The sequence below is a fragment of the Spirosoma koreense genome (assembly GCF_054777875.1).
In genome coordinates, this window is sequence record NZ_BAAHAC010000002.1 from 482,684 (window position 1) to 498,854 (window position 16,171).

14 protein-coding genes and 1 tRNA gene are annotated in these 16,171 nt (G+C 49.3%); all 15 read left to right on the forward strand.

The genetic code is table 11. From position 1 onward, the window contains the following. Positions 1-104: 104 nt before the first annotated feature. A complete protein-coding gene (locus ACYVC2_RS02590) occupies positions 105-1,454 on the forward strand; it encodes a sll1863 family stress response protein (protein ID WP_461100715.1) in 1,350 nt (449 codons plus the stop codon). Between the two features lie 104 nt (positions 1,455-1,558). Then, positions 1,559-2,071, forward strand: coding sequence for a gamma carbonic anhydrase family protein (locus ACYVC2_RS02595; RefSeq protein ID WP_461100716.1), 513 nt, complete (start codon positions 1,559-1,561; stop codon positions 2,069-2,071). Positions 2,072-2,074: 3 nt separating this feature from the next. Beyond that, the gene (locus ACYVC2_RS02600; RefSeq protein ID WP_461100717.1) at positions 2,075-2,692 is read left to right on the forward strand and encodes a HupE/UreJ family protein; all 618 of its coding nucleotides are present in this window, start codon (positions 2,075-2,077) and stop codon (positions 2,690-2,692) included. Positions 2,693-2,793: 101 nt separating this feature from the next. After that, the gene (locus ACYVC2_RS02605) at positions 2,794-5,175 is read left to right on the forward strand and encodes a M1 family metallopeptidase (protein ID WP_461100718.1); all 2,382 of its coding nucleotides are present in this window, start codon (positions 2,794-2,796) and stop codon (positions 5,173-5,175) included. A gap of 26 nt (positions 5,176-5,201) precedes the next feature. Next, positions 5,202-7,607: a M1 family metallopeptidase gene (locus ACYVC2_RS02610; protein ID WP_461100719.1), complete on the forward strand. Its 2,406-nt coding sequence runs from the start codon at positions 5,202-5,204 to the stop codon at positions 7,605-7,607. Between the two features lie 94 nt (positions 7,608-7,701). Further along, positions 7,702-7,775 (forward strand) — tRNA-Pro (locus ACYVC2_RS02615). A 633-nt stretch (positions 7,776-8,408) separates the two neighbouring features. Continuing rightward, positions 8,409-9,242, forward strand: coding sequence for a MotA/TolQ/ExbB proton channel family protein (locus ACYVC2_RS02620; RefSeq protein WP_461100720.1), 834 nt, complete (start codon positions 8,409-8,411; stop codon positions 9,240-9,242). 72 nt (positions 9,243-9,314) lie between these two features. Next, positions 9,315-9,941, forward strand: coding sequence for an ExbD/TolR family protein (locus ACYVC2_RS02625; protein ID WP_461100721.1), 627 nt, complete (start codon positions 9,315-9,317; stop codon positions 9,939-9,941). A gap of 56 nt (positions 9,942-9,997) precedes the next feature. Next, positions 9,998-10,534: an ExbD/TolR family protein gene (locus tag ACYVC2_RS02630; protein ID WP_461100722.1), complete on the forward strand. Its 537-nt coding sequence runs from the start codon at positions 9,998-10,000 to the stop codon at positions 10,532-10,534. Between the two features lie 4 nt (positions 10,535-10,538). Further along, positions 10,539-11,363: an energy transducer TonB gene (locus ACYVC2_RS02635; protein WP_461100723.1), complete on the forward strand. Its 825-nt coding sequence runs from the start codon at positions 10,539-10,541 to the stop codon at positions 11,361-11,363. 9 nt (positions 11,364-11,372) lie between these two features. Beyond that, positions 11,373-11,594 (forward strand): hypothetical protein, encoded by a 222-nt coding sequence (locus ACYVC2_RS02640; RefSeq protein WP_461100724.1) that lies wholly within the window; start codon positions 11,373-11,375, stop codon positions 11,592-11,594. Further along, positions 11,587-12,516, forward strand: a complete 930-nt coding sequence (locus tag ACYVC2_RS02645) for a PstS family phosphate ABC transporter substrate-binding protein (protein ID WP_461100725.1) — start codon at positions 11,587-11,589, stop codon at positions 12,514-12,516. Before ACYVC2_RS02640 ends, ACYVC2_RS02645 begins: the two co-directional genes overlap by 8 nt. Positions 12,517-12,602: 86 nt before the next feature. Continuing rightward, positions 12,603-14,378, forward strand: coding sequence for a tetratricopeptide repeat protein (locus ACYVC2_RS02650; protein WP_461100726.1), 1,776 nt, complete (start codon positions 12,603-12,605; stop codon positions 14,376-14,378). A gap of 162 nt (positions 14,379-14,540) precedes the next feature. Further along, complete coding sequence (locus ACYVC2_RS02655; RefSeq protein ID WP_461100727.1) at positions 14,541-15,122, forward strand: adenylate kinase; 582 nt, start codon at positions 14,541-14,543, stop codon at positions 15,120-15,122. Between the two features lie 7 nt (positions 15,123-15,129). Beyond that, positions 15,130-16,134 (forward strand): GTPase ObgE, encoded by a 1,005-nt coding sequence (gene obgE, locus ACYVC2_RS02660; protein WP_461100728.1) that lies wholly within the window; start codon positions 15,130-15,132, stop codon positions 16,132-16,134. The last annotated feature ends 37 nt before the right edge of the window (positions 16,135-16,171 follow it).

Sequence of the window (16,171 nt, forward strand, 5' to 3'; positions counted from 1 at the left end):
AAACAATTCCAACATTTGCTTTGCCCATTGGTTATACTAGCTAAAACATACGGTGGTATGCTTTTTGACGTATCAATCTCACTAGTATAAAATGACGCAACGCTATGAAAAGGAAAATTTGGGTAGTTGGGGCTTTTCTAGCAGCTACCGTTGGTTTATCATCCTGCGCAGCTACTGAAAAATGGCTGTACGGTGATTCGCAGAACAGCCGGCAGGACATGGTACAGCGCGACGATCGGTCGGGCTCCGGGCGCGATGATCGCGATGATCGGAATTCACGCGATCGGGATTACAATAACGATAGAGGAACTACTATTTTCAGTCGGAGAGACCGCGACGACCGGCGAATGAGCCGGAACAGTTCACGGGACGACGATTCGTATAACAACTCATACAGTACCTATCGGAATCCATATAGTAGTGCTTACCGATCTTCAACCGATCGGGATAACAACGACCGGCCTGGTCGCATGTCGGGCAGCGATTCGTATGGCAGCCGGTATAATGATCGGTACGACGACAATCAGGGTTATAACGACCGGCGCAACAGCGATCGGGATAACGACGGCCGCTACTCGACTAATGACCGCTATAACGACCGGCGTGATTCTTATAACGACCGCAACGACGATCGGAACAATAATCGCGACTCCTACAACAATCGGTCGGATAATGATCGGTATAACAACCGGAATTCATACAACGATCGGTACGACAACCGCGATAATGATCGGGATCGAAACGATGACCGCTATTCGAATAATCGGAATTCATACAACGACCGCTCCGACGACCGATCCTCGAATAACCGGAACTCGTACAACGATCGGGGAAACGATAACCGCGATAACCGGAATTCGTACAACGACCGGTACGACAACCGGAATAGCCGGGACAGCTACGATAACCGGAACGACCGGCAGAATGACGATCGGGACCGGGGCAATTCCCTGTTCAACCGAAACAACAACGACCGGGATAACAGCCGCTCTGACGACCGCGACCGCAACAATAATTCTTCGGATAACCGCGACAATCGGCGAAACGATGATTACCGCGATAACCGGAACGACAACTCCGACAGCCGGAATAACAACTCCGACAATCGGGATGACCGGCGGAGCAACCGGGATAACGACCGGGACAATAAAAGCTCTTTCGATCGAGACCGGCGCGACCTGACAGACCGTTTGGGAGACCAGATGGACAAAATCGATAAACAACTCGATGATGCCAAGGCCGAAGTAAAAAACGAAAGCCGGAGGGACCGCAAAAAACGCGAAGATCGAATCAAGGATCTGGAAGACAAGCGGAATCAGTTATCGGATTCGTACATCAAGGTTCAGCGCACTTCCGAAGACGACTTCGATAAAGTGAAAAAGCAGGCAAATAAAGTCGTCGATGATATCGGTGATGCGCTTGACAAAGCGGCCGATAAAATCGATAAGAAATAAGGTACGGAGTACTCTATCATAAAACAGAAGGACCGATTCGCCGAATCGGTCCTTCTGTTTTCTATTTATAGCTATAGACGGGACGATCAGCCTATATTTGTGCTATGGCACTACTTAAACCTGTTCGGGGTATTCATCCCCAATTCGGCGCAAACTGCTGGTTTGCGGATACAGCGACGATAATTGGCGACGTAACGATGGGACGTGACTGTACGGTCTGGTTCAACGCCGTGGTCCGGGGCGACGTCAACTCGATTAGTGTCGGCGACGGTACTAACATTCAGGATGGTGCCATCATTCATTGTACTTATCAACGATATAAAACTACCATCGGTAATTACGTTTCCATTGCGCACAACGCCATCGTGCATGGCTGCACGCTGGAAGATAATGTGCTGATTGGCATGGGCGCCATCGTTATGGACGGAGCGGTTATCGGCGAGGGTAGTGTCATTGCCGCTGGAGCCATCGTGACCCAGCATACTCTTGTGCCAGCCGGTTCCATATACGCAGGTAATCCGGCCCGCTTCCTGAAAGCTGTTTCGCCCGAGCAAGCTGAAACCTTCAGGCGAACGGCGGCTAATTATGTGATGTATGCCGACTGGTTCAAAGAATAGCGTATGGAAGAATTTTTGATTTACCTGCGGCTGGGCTTCGACCATATTACTGATCCCGGCGGTTACGACCATATCCTGTTCGTTATAGCGCTTTGTGCGGTATACACCCTTCATCAATGGCGGCAGGTGCTGATTCTGGTAACTGCCTTTACCATTGGCCACTCTATTACTCTGGCGCTAGCAACCCTGCAGTTAATTCATTACAAAACAGCCTTAATCGAACTCCTGATTCCGGTCACCATTCTGATCACGGCAGTTGTCAATTTCTTCTTTCAGGAACCTGGCTCACGCCGTATTCAACAGACCCGGTTCACTAACCAGACCGCGCGCTATGGCCTGGCATTGTCGTTTGGTCTGATCCACGGAATGGGATTTTCCAATTATTTACGGAGTCTGCTGGGTCGCGAAGCTTCTATTCTGAAGCCACTACTGGCGTTTAATCTCGGACTGGAACTGGGTCAGCTGGTTATTGTCAGCCTGGTACTCGGATTAACGTACGTCGCTTTGGATCTGGTGCGCAGCAGCCGTCTTCGCTGGACGCTTATCGTATCGGGCATCGTTGCAGGTATGGCTTTATCGCTCATCATCAGTAACGAGTATCTGAGTGAGCTACTAAATTAGGTAACCTGTAGGCCGGAAAACCTTTATTCGCTTTTCGATAGAAAACTTACAAGGCCTTTTTTGTAATTTTACCCCGCTTATCAACAACTATAACCGAACACATGCAAAAGATAATTTTGCTGGGCGTAAGTTTAGCAATCTCGGCAGAGTTAGTGGTCGCTCAAGCGCCGGCTCCTTCGACGCAGCGGGCAAACACCCGTTTTGAGCAGTTAGGGCCCATGCTGCCGGCTCCGACAACCTTCCGCACAGCCGCCGGTGCGCCCGGAAAGGATTATTTCCAGAACCGCGCCGACTATACCATCAAAGCCACGCTCGACGACACGAAGCAAAAAATAACCGGCTCCGAAACCATTACGTACCATAATCGTTCGTCGGACGTACTGCCTTACCTATGGCTCCAGCTGGATCAGAATCTGTTCCGACCCGATGTCAATGGCCGAACCTCTCAAACGGGCAGTATTAACCCAGAAAACGTTTCCTTCCGGCAACTCGATGCGGGCACAGCGTTGGCCAGCAAAGATTACGGGCATAAAATAACGTCTGTGCGCGATCAGGCGGGCAAGCCAATCAAGTATACCATCAACCAGACCATGATGCGGATCGATTTGCCACAGCCCGTTGCGCCTGGGAAGTCGGTTACGTTTTCTATCGACTGGAATTTCAATATTGTCGACGTAAAAAGCGTCGGAGCCAGAGGTGGTTATGAATTTTTCCCGAAAGACGGCAACTATATTTATGAGATCGCCCAGTGGTTTCCGCGTTTATGCTCCTACAATGACGTAACGGGCTGGCAGAATAAGCAGTTTATGGGCCGGGGCGAGTTTACGCTTATTTTCGGCAATTATAACGTGGCCCTGACCGTACCGAACGATCACATCGTTGGTGCAACCGGCGAATTACAAAACCCGACCCAGGTCTTATCCGCAGCGCAGCAGAAGCGCTGGAACGAAGCCAAAAACAAAGGCGACAAACCGGGCGAAAACCCTGTCGTGATTGTTACTCAGGCGGAAGCCGAAGCTGCGGAGAAAGGCAAACCGACGGGTACAAAAACCTGGATCTACAAGGCTGATAATGTACGCGACTTTTCTTTTGCCAGCAGCCGCAAATTTATCTGGGATGCGCTCCAGCCGAGCGTAGAAGGCAAGCGGGTCTGGGCCATGTCGCTTTACCCGAAAGAAGCCAATCCGCTGTGGGGCCAGTATTCGACCCGGCTCGTGGCGCATACGCTTCGCTCTTATTCCCGCCGGACGTTTGGCTATCCATATCCGGTGGCTTACTCGGTTCACGGACCAGTAGGCGGTATGGAGTATCCGATGATCAGCTTCAACGGGGCTCGCCCTGAAGCAGACGGCACTTACTCAGTTGGCACCAAGAACTTCCTGATTTCAGTGGTCATCCACGAGGTAGGCCATAATTTCTTCCCCATGATCGTCAATTCCGATGAGCGTCAGTGGTCGTGGATGGACGAGGGTCTGAACAGCTTCCTCGAAGGGTTGGCCTGTCTGGAATGGGATGCCGATTTTCCGGCGCACGGCATCGATCCGCAATACATCGTACCCTACATGCAGCTCGATTCGACCCAGCAGGTGCCAATCATGAGCAGCTCGGATAATATTCCCGGCAATACTTTCGGTCCGAACGCCTATACCAAACCGGCCACGGCGCTCAACATCCTGCGCGAGACGGTCATGGGTCGGGATCTGTTCGACTATGCCTTCAAGGAATATGCCCGCCGGTGGGCTTTCAAAAGCCCCGAGCCGGCTGATTTCTTCCGCACGCTGGAAGATGCCTCGGGGGTAGACCTGGACTGGTTCTGGAAAGGCTGGTTCTATGGCGTTCAACCCGTGGATCAATCACTGGTTAAGGTAGACTGGTTTCAGGCCAGCTCTCAGAACCCGGAGGCCAGTAAAGCGGAAGCCCGGGCGGCTGCCCAGCGCAAACTGAATACGATCAGTAAACAGCGCGATGCCCTGAGTAAAGATGAAACCGTAGTGGCTCAGGATAGCACTATGCGCGATTTTTATAATCGATACGACCCTTACGCTGTTACAGCCGAAGACCGCAAAAAATACCAGGATTATCTGGCTTCCCTAACGGCTGAAGAACGGCTGCTGGCTGAGGCAGGCACTAATTTTTACACCCTGTCGCTGAAAAATAAAGGGGGTATACCCATGCCGGTCATCGTTCGGATGGAGTTTGAAGACGGCACCGATTCGGTTGCCCGATTCCCCGCCGAAATATGGCGGTTCAACGATGTATCGATCAAGAAAGTAATTGCTACGCCCAAAAAAGTGAAGCAGTGGACTCTCGACCCTTATCAGGAGATTGCGGATATCAATACGGAAGACAATTCATTTCCGCCGGTGGCTAAACCGACCCGGTTCCAGCTGTTCAAACAGCAGCGATCCGGATATCAGGCACCAAACCCTATGCAGCAACAACGCCAGCTATCACCGGCCAGACAGGGTACCGGTCGTAATTAACAAGCTTTATTAACTTACAACAGACTATGAGAAAAGTAGTATTACTGGCCAGTCTAACCCTGTGGTCAGCCGCTTTACAGGCTCAGGCACCAACGGCTCCGACGCAGAACGCCAATACGCGCTTTGAACAGCTGGGTCCGATGCTGCCCACGCCCAACACCTTTCGAACGGCCGCCGGTGCGCCCGGAAAGGATTATTTCCAGAACCGCGCCGACTACGACATCAAGGTAGAATTGGACGATGCGAATCAGAAAATTATCGGTTCCGAGACGGTAACGTACCATAATAATTCAACCGACGAACTGCCCTTTATCTGGCTTCAGCTCGATCAGAACCTGTTCGCCAAAGGATCGATAGGCAGCGTTACCCGAACGGGTGGTGTCAACGAAAGCGGCATGAGTTTCGCGCAGTTGCAGAACCTGACATCGGTGCGCGAACGGAGCAGCCAGCAGGCGACGGATAAATACGGGTATAAAATCACCGCGGTTAAAGACGCTAAGTCGGGCAATCCGCTCAAGTACGCGATCAACCAGACCATGATGCGGATTGACCTGCCTGCCCCGCTGAAACCCGGCGCCAGTTATTCTTTCCATGTAGACTGGAATTACTTCATCACCGAATATTACGGCCGGAGTGGCATGGAGTTCTTTGCGAAAGATGGGAATTATAATTACTTCATTGCGCACTGGTTTCCGCGGTTGTGTGCCTATAACGACGTAAATGGCTGGCAAAACAAGCAGTTTTTGGGCCAGGGCGAGTTTACGCTCATTTTCGGCAATTACAAGGTTGCGATCACGGCTCCGAGCGATCACGTAGTCGGTGCAACGGGCGAGTGTCAGAACTATAAGCAGGTATTGAGCGCTACGCAGCAGAAACGGCTGGCCCAGGCGGCTACGTCAAAAACGCCTGTTGTTATTGTTACGCAAGCCGAAGCCGAAGCGGCTGAGAAGGCCAAGCCCGGTGCAGCCGCTGGGAAAAAAACCTGGATTTTCAACGCGCAGAATGTACGTGACTTTGCGTTCACCAGCAGCCGTAAATTTATCTGGGATGCTATGCAAACCGATGTGTACGGTGATGGGCATAAAATCTGGAGTATGTCGTTCTACTCGAAAGAGGGCAACCCCCTGTGGGGCCAGTATTCGACCCGCGTTGTCGAACATACCCTTCGCTCTTACGGCAATCGGACGATCAAGTACCCTTATCCGGTTGCTATTTCGTGTCATGCTACGGCGGGGGGCGGTATGGAATACCCCATGATCAGCTTCAACGGTGGTCGGCCGGAGCCAGATGGTACATATTCTGATCAGACCAAAGCAGGCATGATCGGGGTCATTATCCACGAGGTAGGCCATAATTTCTTCCCCATGATCGTCAATTCCGACGAACGGCAGTGGACCTGGATGGACGAAGGCCTGAATACATTCTGCCAATATCTGGCTGAGAAAGAATGGGACTACAATTTCCCCAGCCGTCGCGGTGAGCCTCAATACATCGTGGATTACATGAAGTCAGATAAGTCGGTTCTGTCACCCATCATGACGTCTTCCGACAATGTCATTAGTCTTGGCCCGAACGCCTACGCCAAACCGGCCACGGCGCTCAACATCCTGCGCGAGACGGTCATGGGCCGGGATCTGTTCGACTATGCCTTCAAGGAATATGCCCGCCGGTGGGCCTTCAAAAGCCCCGAGCCGGCTGATTTCTTCCACACGCTGGAAGATGCCTCGGGGGTAGACCTGGACTGGTTCTGGAAAGGCTGGTTCTATGGCGTCGAACCTGTCGATCAGGACTTAGTAGAAGTCGACTGGTATCAGGTCGATTCGGGCAACCCTGAGGTTAGCAAAGCAGCCGCTCGTGCCGACGCCAAACGACGGGCGGGTACCATCAGCAAGCAACGCGATGCAGCAACGCAGGCCGAGACGGTGGTTGCGAAAGACTCGACCATGAAAGATTTTTACAACAGTTATGACCCGTATGCGGTAACAGAAGCCGACAAAAAGAAATACCAGGATTACCTGGCAACTCTAAGCGCCGACGAACGGAAAACGCTCGAAACCTACGGTGGTACTAATTTTTACACCCTGTCGCTGAAAAATAAAGGGGGTATACCCATGCCGGTCATCGTTCGGATGGAGTTTGAAGACGGCACCGATTCGGTTGCCCGATTCCCCGCCGAAATATGGCGGTTCAACGATGTATCGATCAAGAAAGTAATTGCTACGCCCAAAAAAGTGAAGCAGTGGACTCTCGACCCTTATCAGGAGATTGCCGACATCGATGCGGAGAACAACTCTTTCCCACGAGTAGCTCAGCCTACGCGTTTCCAGTTGTTTAAGCAACAGCAACGGTTTGGCCCGCAGGGACCAAACCCTATGCAACAGCAACGACGGGCAAATCAGCCCCCAGCCGCTCAGGGAAGCAGTAAGAATTAAACGGGATCGACTAATGTACAATGAACAGTAAGGCAGAAATTATGCTCTTGTTCATTGTACATTGGTCATAATCCATTACTTTTGCATTCCCATTCGGGATGTAGCGCAGTCCGGTAGCGTGCTTGCATGGGGTGCAAGAGGTCGTGGGTTCGAATCCCGCCTTCCCGACAGTTGAAATAAAAAGAGATGCAGAACATATTCTGCATCTCTTTTTATTTCAACCTATTTTCATTTCTCCAAAGAACCCCGCTCCGCTTTTTTCGGTCGTCTGCCAGGAATTTTTTACAGCCTCTTATGGAATCCCATTCCATTCGGCATCTACAGATAAAAGGGCCTTCAAAAAGGTGTTCTCAGTAATCTTAACAATTATTTTATGATCAACGCACCTCCCGTTTTCACGTAGCGTAGTTACCGATTGAAGCGATTCGGAGAGCTTACCAGTGTTGTATTGAGAAATAGGGGTTTATCGAACATCACTGCAAAAAGGTATCTGATTTGTTCTGCCGAAGTTTCTATTGACTTTTGTTTTAGACAAGATAGACTCAGCTTAGCTAGGATTCCATTTGCAGATTTTCTTTTGGGTGAAAGTAGATATATCCAACTATTTATTACTGGATTGCAATAAAGGTGAAACATTTGACAAGTAGAATTGTATGGTTTTAATCAGAAAACCATATTTTTGTGGAGGCTTGAATGCATTTCCGTTAAATTTTTGGGTGCACAAACCGAAAGAGTCTAAATTTTTCACTTTTTTTACCGGGCAAACCAACTTTTAAATTTTAACCCTACAGTCCAGTTACAATGAAAACACAAACTCCCTCTCCAGCACCTGCCAAAGCACCAGCGCCAAAGAAGAAGTCAGGCGGTCTGAACCCAGCATTAGTTATACCCGTACTGCTGGTTATCGGTATCCTGACTTATATGTTCGTTTTCGGTGATGGCAGCCACTTTCAGGAAGGCGATAACACAAAAGAACCACTGCCCGGCGACTACTTCGGTACCGTTTACAAGGGAGGATTTATCGTACCCATTCTGTTTACCTGTTTCCTGACCGTATTGGTATTCTCCATTGAGCGGTTTATCACCATCGGCCGCGCAAACGGTTCGGGTTCGATCGACGACTTCGTTCGGAAAATCAAAAGCCAGCTCGATCGGAATGAAGTAGCTGCTGCTATTCAGGAGTGCGATCGGCAGAAAGGTTCGATCGGTAACGTCGTAAAAACTGCCCTGCTTAAATATCAGCAACTGGCAACGGATACGCAGTTAGACAAAGAACAAAAACTGGTAGCCTTGCAGAAAGAAGTTGAAGAAGCAACCACGCTCGAACTGCCGATGCTCGAAAAGAACCTGACGATCATCGCTACGCTGGCTTCGGTTTCGACGCTGATCGCCCTGCTCGGAACAGTACTTGGTATGATCCGCGCGTTCGCAGCTATGGGTGCTACGGGTCAGCCTGACACAGGCGCTCTGTCGACGGGTATCTCGGAGGCCCTTGTAAACACGGCGCTTGGCATCGGTACGGCCGCTATCGCAACGATCATGTATAGCTACTTCACCAGCCGTATCGACGTACTGACGTACAACATCGACGAAATCGGTCTGAGCATTCAGCAAAACTTTGCGGCTCACTACTAAGCCGTTCGGTGCTAGTTGATGTAATTAACTCCCCTGCCCGGCTAAGCCGGGCAGGACGAAACAAACTAACTCATGCCAGCAGTTAAAATAAAACGCGCCAGTTCGACGGTGGATATGACGGCGATGTGCGACGTAGCATTCCTTTTGCTGACGTTCTTCATCCTGACCGCTCAGTTCCGGTCTCAGGATGCTGCCGCCATCGAAACCCCGTCATCTATATCTGGCATTAAGGTTCCTGATAGCGACATCATGACCATTGGTCTTGGCCGCGATGGGAAGGTCTATTTTGGTACTGATAACCAGCAGACACGTATTGCTACGCTGGACAACATCGCAGCCGCGAAAGGCATTACGTTTACCGACAAAGAGAAGAAAGAATTCGCTCTGATGTCGAACTTCGGTCTGCCAATCGCTCAGTTGAAGTCGTTTTTGAGTCTGCCTAAAGAACAACAGGCAAAGATAAAACAACCGGGGATTCCAACCGACACAACCGGTGCCGGTCCAACGAACGAGCTGAAAGACTGGGTATTCAATTCTCGTAAGGCTAATAACAAACTTCGGATTGCGCTGAAAGGTGATAACCTCGCCAAATTCCCCGAATTCAAAAATGTATTAGCTACGCTGCAGGCACAAAACATCAACAAATTCAACCTGATTACGGGCACCGAAGCCCCGCCGGCTGGTTGGAAAGCTGATTAATGCCTGGGCGATCGTATAACGTTTGATTTTCACCTAGCTAATCTGTTAAGAAAAACATGGCAGAAATTAACACTGGCGGTGGTGGTGGTAAACATGATGGTGGTAAGGTACGGTCCAAGAAAGCGTCGACCCGTGTGGATATGACACCGATGGTCGACCTGGGATTTCTCCTGATTACCTTTTTCATTTTGGCCACCACCCTGAGCAAGCCATCTTCGATGACGCTCAACGTGCCAGATAAAACACAAAAAGAAGAAACGGAACCAATCAAGGCTTCCAACGTAATGACGATCTTTCTGGGAAAAGATAACAAGGCCTACTATATTTTTGGTAAAGCCGCCAATGAAGACCCCGAAGTAAAGAGCGTTGGATATGGATACGAATTCCGTCAGGCCATTCAGCAAAACGCTCGTAAAGTAGCTGCTGATAAGTTTGTGGTCGTTATCAAGCCCACAAAACAGTCGACCTACAAAAATATGGTCGATGTACTGGATGAGATGGCCATAACCAAAACCAAACGGTACGCCCTGGTGGATCAGTTGACCCCGGACGAAAAGAAGCTTCTAAAAGATAAAGCCAAATTTGACGCATAACACCATGGCAGAATTAGACTCCAAGGCAACACTCGATGATATCGTGTTTGCCAACCGGAACCAAGCGTATGGTGCGTATGATCTGCGAAAAACGTACCCTAAAACAGTAACCCGCGCGCTGATTATCGGGGGTATTCTGTTTACATTAGGAGTACTTGCGCCGACCATCATTACAGCTTTAACTCCGGAGCAAGAAGAACAGGCGATGGTAGAGGTAGACTTGATGAAGCTTCCACCTCCCCCTATCGACCCAAATGAACCACCGCCACCACCACCGCCACCGGTGGAAGTGCCGAAAGTGAATACCGTAAAATTCCTGCCGCCGGAAGTAAAACCGGATGAGGAAGTTCCGGAAGAAACGCCACCGCCAGCCGTTGAAGAGCTGAAAGAAGCCGTTGCTGCTGAAAAAACGCAGGAAGGTGACCCGAACGCCGAAGAAGTGATTGCCGCTCCTGAAGCAACGGCTGCTCCAACCAAAGTAGAGGTGGCCGTCGAAGCGGCTCCGAAAGAAGAAGAAGTCTTCACAGTTGTTGAACAGCAACCCGAATTTCCGGGTGGTATGGCAGCACTTGGACAGTTTCTGCAGAAAAACTTACGGTATCCGGCAGCTGCTCAGCGCGCTAACGTGTCAGGACGGGTGTTCGTTAGTTTCGTTGTCAATACGGATGGCAGTATTCAAGATGTTTCTGTTTTGAAAGGACTTGGATTTGGCACCGATGAAGAAGCGCAGCGCGTTGTAAAAAGCATGCCAAAATGGCGTCCTGGTAAGCAATCTGGTCGTCCGGTTCGTGTCAAATACAACCTGCCGATTAACTTTACGCTGGAGTAATTTTTTTCAATGCGCAGACAAAATCAAGGTCCGGCGCAGCTAACACTGTATATTTCAGTACTGGCTTCGCTGGCATACATGGGAGGAGGCATCGCACTGATTGCCTCCTCTCAGTCTTTTGGCATGTTACCCGAGCCTGGGCCACTGCGCTACAGCATGGGTGCTTTGCTGCTGATCTACGGACTTTTCCGGGCCTATCGCGCCTACCAACGTTTCCAGGAAAATGATTAATCGATTATTAACAGCTTCAGCGTTATTGACCTGCATAGTAGGATGTAGTGGCGATAAACCTCTGGACAATCCGTCCCGTGGCGACATCGTTATTGCTGCCGATGAGTCATTCACTCCGCTGGTTATGCAATTGACGTCAGCTTATTCCGGCATTTATCCGAATGCTCACTTTAAGATTGTGTACAAACCTGAGCAGGAAGCCATTAATATGATGCTGCACGACAGCGCTCGCCTGGTTTTCACGACTCGTGCGTTGAAACCGAATGAGCGGGCGGTGTTGAACCAGCGAAAAATAAAAGGAGCCACGGAGAAGATTGCGACCGACGGGGTAGCGCTTATTATCAACAAAGCAAATACCGATAGCCTGATTACTATGCAGGAACTACGTCGGGTATTTACCGGGCAAACAAAGCAATGGTCGCAGTTGACCGGAGGCAATCAATCAGCCCCCATAACTTTAGTATTCGACAATAACAATTCGAGTAATTTAGAGTTTGTATTAAATAAATTTAATGTGAAGGACGTAAGCAAACTACGCATCTTCACGACGCACTCGAATCGGGAGGTAATTGATTTTGTTCGTAAGAATCCGTCGGCACTTGGGTTTATCGGCGTTAACTGGATCAGCGATAGCGACGAACCCCTGTCGGTCGAATTAGCCCGCGATCTTCGCGTAATGGGCGTGTCGGACAAAGCAAACCCAACGACGCGGGATGATTACTTCCAGCCATTTCAGGAAGATTTAGGCATGCAACGATATCCTCTGCGACGGCCGGTTTATATCTTAAGCCGTGAGACCCACCCGGGTCTGGGCGGTGGGCTTATAAATTACATAGCCCGGGATGCCGGGTCACTGATCATTCGTAAGTTGGGCCTTTGGCCGAGAATGCCATATGATCGAGTTATAAACTTGACTAAATAACTAAGTTTTTTCGGTTTAAACGTAATTTTTTAATTTTGTAGATTGTTTAAATAGAACTAACCCGTTTCATTTCCAACTTGATTTACATGATGAACAACCAGAAAAAATCGCTGTTGAGTCTCCTGTTTATCGGAACGACTATGGCCGCTCCCGTTCTGGCGCAGGATCTGCCGACAGCTTTAAAAGATATAGAAGCTGAGCGTTATCCTAAAGCAGAAAAAACCCTAACGCAACTGGCATCCAGTTCGCCCAATGCTGAAAATCAGTTTTACCTGGGCTATCTTTATCTTAGAAGCGGCCAGCTTGATAAAGCAAAAGCAGCTTTCGATAAAGGAGCTGCCGCCGACGCTAAAAACCAGTTGAATAACGTGGGATTGGCCGGTGTTGCTTTAGCTAAGAAAGACCGTGCTACCGCAAAATCATTGATCGACAACGCAGTAGCGCAAACAAAAAGCAAAAACCAGGATGTTCTGATTCGCGCTGGCGAAATGTACACGCTGTCGGATCAGACGAATGACCCGGCTGAAGCGCTCCGTCTTCTGGCAATTGCCGATGAGAAAGACAAAAAGAACGAGAACGCCGAGATTGAAATGCTGATGGGAGATGCGTATTTCCTCAAAAATGATGGTGGTAATGCCATTACGAAATACGAAAACGCCCTGACGATCGATCCTAAGCTGGCGGAGGCCAACTACAAAATTGGACGACTGTATCTGCGCGGTAAAAACTACACGAAAGCGCAGGATTACTTCAAGCAGGCCATCCAGACGGATCCAGAATTCGCACCCACGTATCGGGCTTACGCCGATGCCCTGGCAAACTCACGGGCTTATAAGAGTGCCGCTCAGAATTATGAATCATACATTCAGAAAAGTGGTACGAACGATCCGGAACTGTTGCTTGACGTAGCCCGGTATAAATTCCTGGCTCAGGATTATCAGGGTGCTATTACTTATCTGGACCAGCTGAAAGGAAAAATCAATAACCCGATTATTGATCGGATGTACGGCTGGTCGTATAGTGCTTTAGGTAAAAATAACGAAGCCGTTGAGTCGTTGAACCGCTTTATCTCGACTGCTCCGCAGAAAGTGATCTACGACGATTATAAATACCTGGGCCGGGCCTACGGTCAGTTAGGGACACCACAGGGAGATTCACTGAGCATCGTTAACTTAGAAAAGGCTGCTTCGCAGGACACGACTGAGAACCTCTATCGTGAAATTGCCAAGAATTACTACGACTTGAAAAAGTACGATAAAGCCTCCGACTATTACGTTAAAACTATTGCTAACGATAAAAAACCACAGAATAATGACTACCTGTGGTTAGGTCTGGCTAATTATCAGTATGCTCCACGGGTAGGCCGGGACAGCACTGCTGCTCCAATGGATACCGCTCAGATCAAACAAGTCAAACAACAGTACTACCTGCGTGCCGATTCAGCTTTTGCACTCATGTCGCAAAAGATTGAAGCAGATGGCAAAAAGTATCCGCTGGCTTACTATTATCGGGCAGGAGCTAACTATTATGCTTATCCGAACGACAAAGAAAAGGCTGCTAGCCTGGCAGCACCGCTCTATGAGAAATTCATTGAGCAGGCCATGGCGCCAGATTCTTCGGATAAAACCGATTATAAGCGTTATCTGATCACGTCTTACAAAGCACTGGCTGGATTTAGTCTGTTGAAGAAAGATGATACCAAAGCGAAAGAATACTTCGATAAGGTGCTAGCCCTCGATCCAAACGACGAAAGCGTTAAAAAAGCACTGGAAGGCCCTAAAGCTGCCCCGGCAGCAGCAAAGCCGGCAGCCAAACCAGCCGCTCCTAAGGCTACTACCAAAAAGAAAATCGCCAGTAGTTGATAGCTTTAAAACCAGATTAATGAAAAGCGTAGGCACCATGTCTACGCTTTTCTGTTTTTACGAATAATAAAACACGTGACAGTCAGCACGATTATTTTCAACGGGTATCTTAACTTTACAGGCGCAAATTTTGACTAAACAAGATTACTCCCTAAAAACCGTATGCTTAACCTTGTACTGTTTGGCCCACCAGGCGCTGGAAAAGGTACCCAAAGTGAGAAGTTGATTCGTAAATACAATTTGGTTCATTTATCGACGGGTGACTTATTACGATCCCAGATTGCCGCCGGGACGGAACTAGGTTTACGAGCTAAACAGTTGATGGATCAGGGATTACTTGTGCCCGATGAGGTAGTGATTGGTATGATCGAAAGCAAGTTGCGCGATAACTCGTCAGCACCCGGTTTTATTTTCGATGGTTTTCCACGTACCGTTCTACAGGCACAAGCTCTGGATCAGTTACTCAGCCAGAATCAGACGCCTATTACAACGATGATAGCGCTGGTTGTAGATGATGAGGAACTCATTCGGCGTTTACTGAAGCGGGGGGAAACATCAGGTCGGCCCGATGATCAGGACGAAGCGACTGCTCGCAGACGAGTAAGTGTGTATAATAAAGAAACCATGCCCGTCGCTGATTATTACAGCGCACAGGGCAAATTCGCGGCTATTGATGGTATTGGCGAAATTGACGATATTTTCGACGCCATCTGCAAAAAAATAGAAGAATCGGTTGTGAGGTAGAACTAGTATGGCTTCATCAAATTTCATTGACTACGTTAAAATAAATTGCCGGTCAGGTGCTGGTGGAGCTGGATCCGTTCACTTCCGACGAGAAAAGCACACGCCTAAAGGAGGCCCCGATGGGGGCGATGGCGGGCGCGGTGGTCACATTATCCTACAGGGTAATGCGCAGCTATGGACCTTATTACACCTGAAATACCGTAAGCACGTTAAAGCGGGTAATGGTGTAGCTGGTGAAGGTGGACGACGAACGGGCGCCCAGGGTGAAGACGTCATCCTCGAAGTGCCACTTGGCACCATTGCCCGAAATCCCGACACAGGCGAAAAGCTGGCTGAAATAACCGAAGACGGACAGGAGATTGTTCTATTTCCGGGCGGGCGGGGGGGAATGGGCAACGATCATTTCAAATCATCGACCCAGCAGGCTCCTTATCACGCCCAGTCAGGAGAACCAGGTTTGGAAGAATGGGTCGTTCTGGAGTTGAAATTACTAGCCGACGTCGGACTGGTTGGATTTCCTAACGCCGGGAAGTCTACTCTGCTGTCGGTCCTGTCGGCCGCCCGCCCCGAAATTGCTGATTACCCTTTTACAACCCTTGTCCCCAATCTTGGGGTCGTAGCCTATAGAGATTTCAAATCCTTCGTGATGGCCGACATCCCAGGTATCATCGAAGGAGCGTCTCAGGGCAAAGGATTGGGGCTACGGTTTCTGCGGCACATCGAACGCAACTCAGTGCTACTATTTCTGATTCCGGCTAACTCGGAAGATATCCGGCGGGAATATAACACGCTTTTGAATGAGCTGCGCGAATTCAATCCAGAGCTGATGGATAAAACCCGGCTGCTGGCGATTACTAAAATAGATCTTGTTGATGATGCCACGTTGACAAGCCTTAAAGAGTATTTACCTAAGAAAGTCCCCGTAACGTTTATTTCTTCGGTGAGTCAACGGGGATTGAATGAATTAAAAGATATGATCTGGCAAAATCTGACAACATCAGAGCCAGTTTAACTATATGTATTGATAAGTGATGATCAGGGTATTCGTC

Excerpts from the sequence above, each read along its gene's own strand:
- ACYVC2_RS02590 (WP_461100715.1), top strand. The coding sequence starts at position 105 with ATGAAAAGGAAAATTTGGGTAGTTGGGGCTTTTCTAGCAGCTACCGTT.
- ACYVC2_RS02595 (WP_461100716.1), top strand. The coding sequence starts at position 1,559 with ATGGCACTACTTAAACCTGTTCGGGGTATTCATCCCCAATTCGGCGCA.
- ACYVC2_RS02600 (WP_461100717.1), top strand. The coding sequence starts at position 2,075 with ATGGAAGAATTTTTGATTTACCTGCGGCTGGGCTTCGACCATATTACT.
- ACYVC2_RS02605 (WP_461100718.1), top strand. The coding sequence starts at position 2,794 with ATGCAAAAGATAATTTTGCTGGGCGTAAGTTTAGCAATCTCGGCAGAG.
- ACYVC2_RS02610 (WP_461100719.1), top strand. The coding sequence starts at position 5,202 with ATGAGAAAAGTAGTATTACTGGCCAGTCTAACCCTGTGGTCAGCCGCT.
- ACYVC2_RS02620 (WP_461100720.1), top strand. The coding sequence starts at position 8,409 with ATGAAAACACAAACTCCCTCTCCAGCACCTGCCAAAGCACCAGCGCCA.
- ACYVC2_RS02625 (WP_461100721.1), top strand. The coding sequence starts at position 9,315 with ATGCCAGCAGTTAAAATAAAACGCGCCAGTTCGACGGTGGATATGACG.
- ACYVC2_RS02630 (WP_461100722.1), top strand. The coding sequence starts at position 9,998 with ATGGCAGAAATTAACACTGGCGGTGGTGGTGGTAAACATGATGGTGGT.
- ACYVC2_RS02635 (WP_461100723.1), top strand. The coding sequence starts at position 10,539 with ATGGCAGAATTAGACTCCAAGGCAACACTCGATGATATCGTGTTTGCC.
- ACYVC2_RS02640 (WP_461100724.1), top strand. The coding sequence starts at position 11,373 with ATGCGCAGACAAAATCAAGGTCCGGCGCAGCTAACACTGTATATTTCA.
- ACYVC2_RS02645 (WP_461100725.1), top strand. The coding sequence starts at position 11,587 with ATGATTAATCGATTATTAACAGCTTCAGCGTTATTGACCTGCATAGTA.
- ACYVC2_RS02650 (WP_461100726.1), top strand. The coding sequence starts at position 12,603 with ATGATGAACAACCAGAAAAAATCGCTGTTGAGTCTCCTGTTTATCGGA.
- ACYVC2_RS02655 (WP_461100727.1), top strand. The coding sequence starts at position 14,541 with ATGCTTAACCTTGTACTGTTTGGCCCACCAGGCGCTGGAAAAGGTACC.
- obgE (WP_461100728.1), top strand. The coding sequence starts at position 15,130 with ATGGCTTCATCAAATTTCATTGACTACGTTAAAATAAATTGCCGGTCA.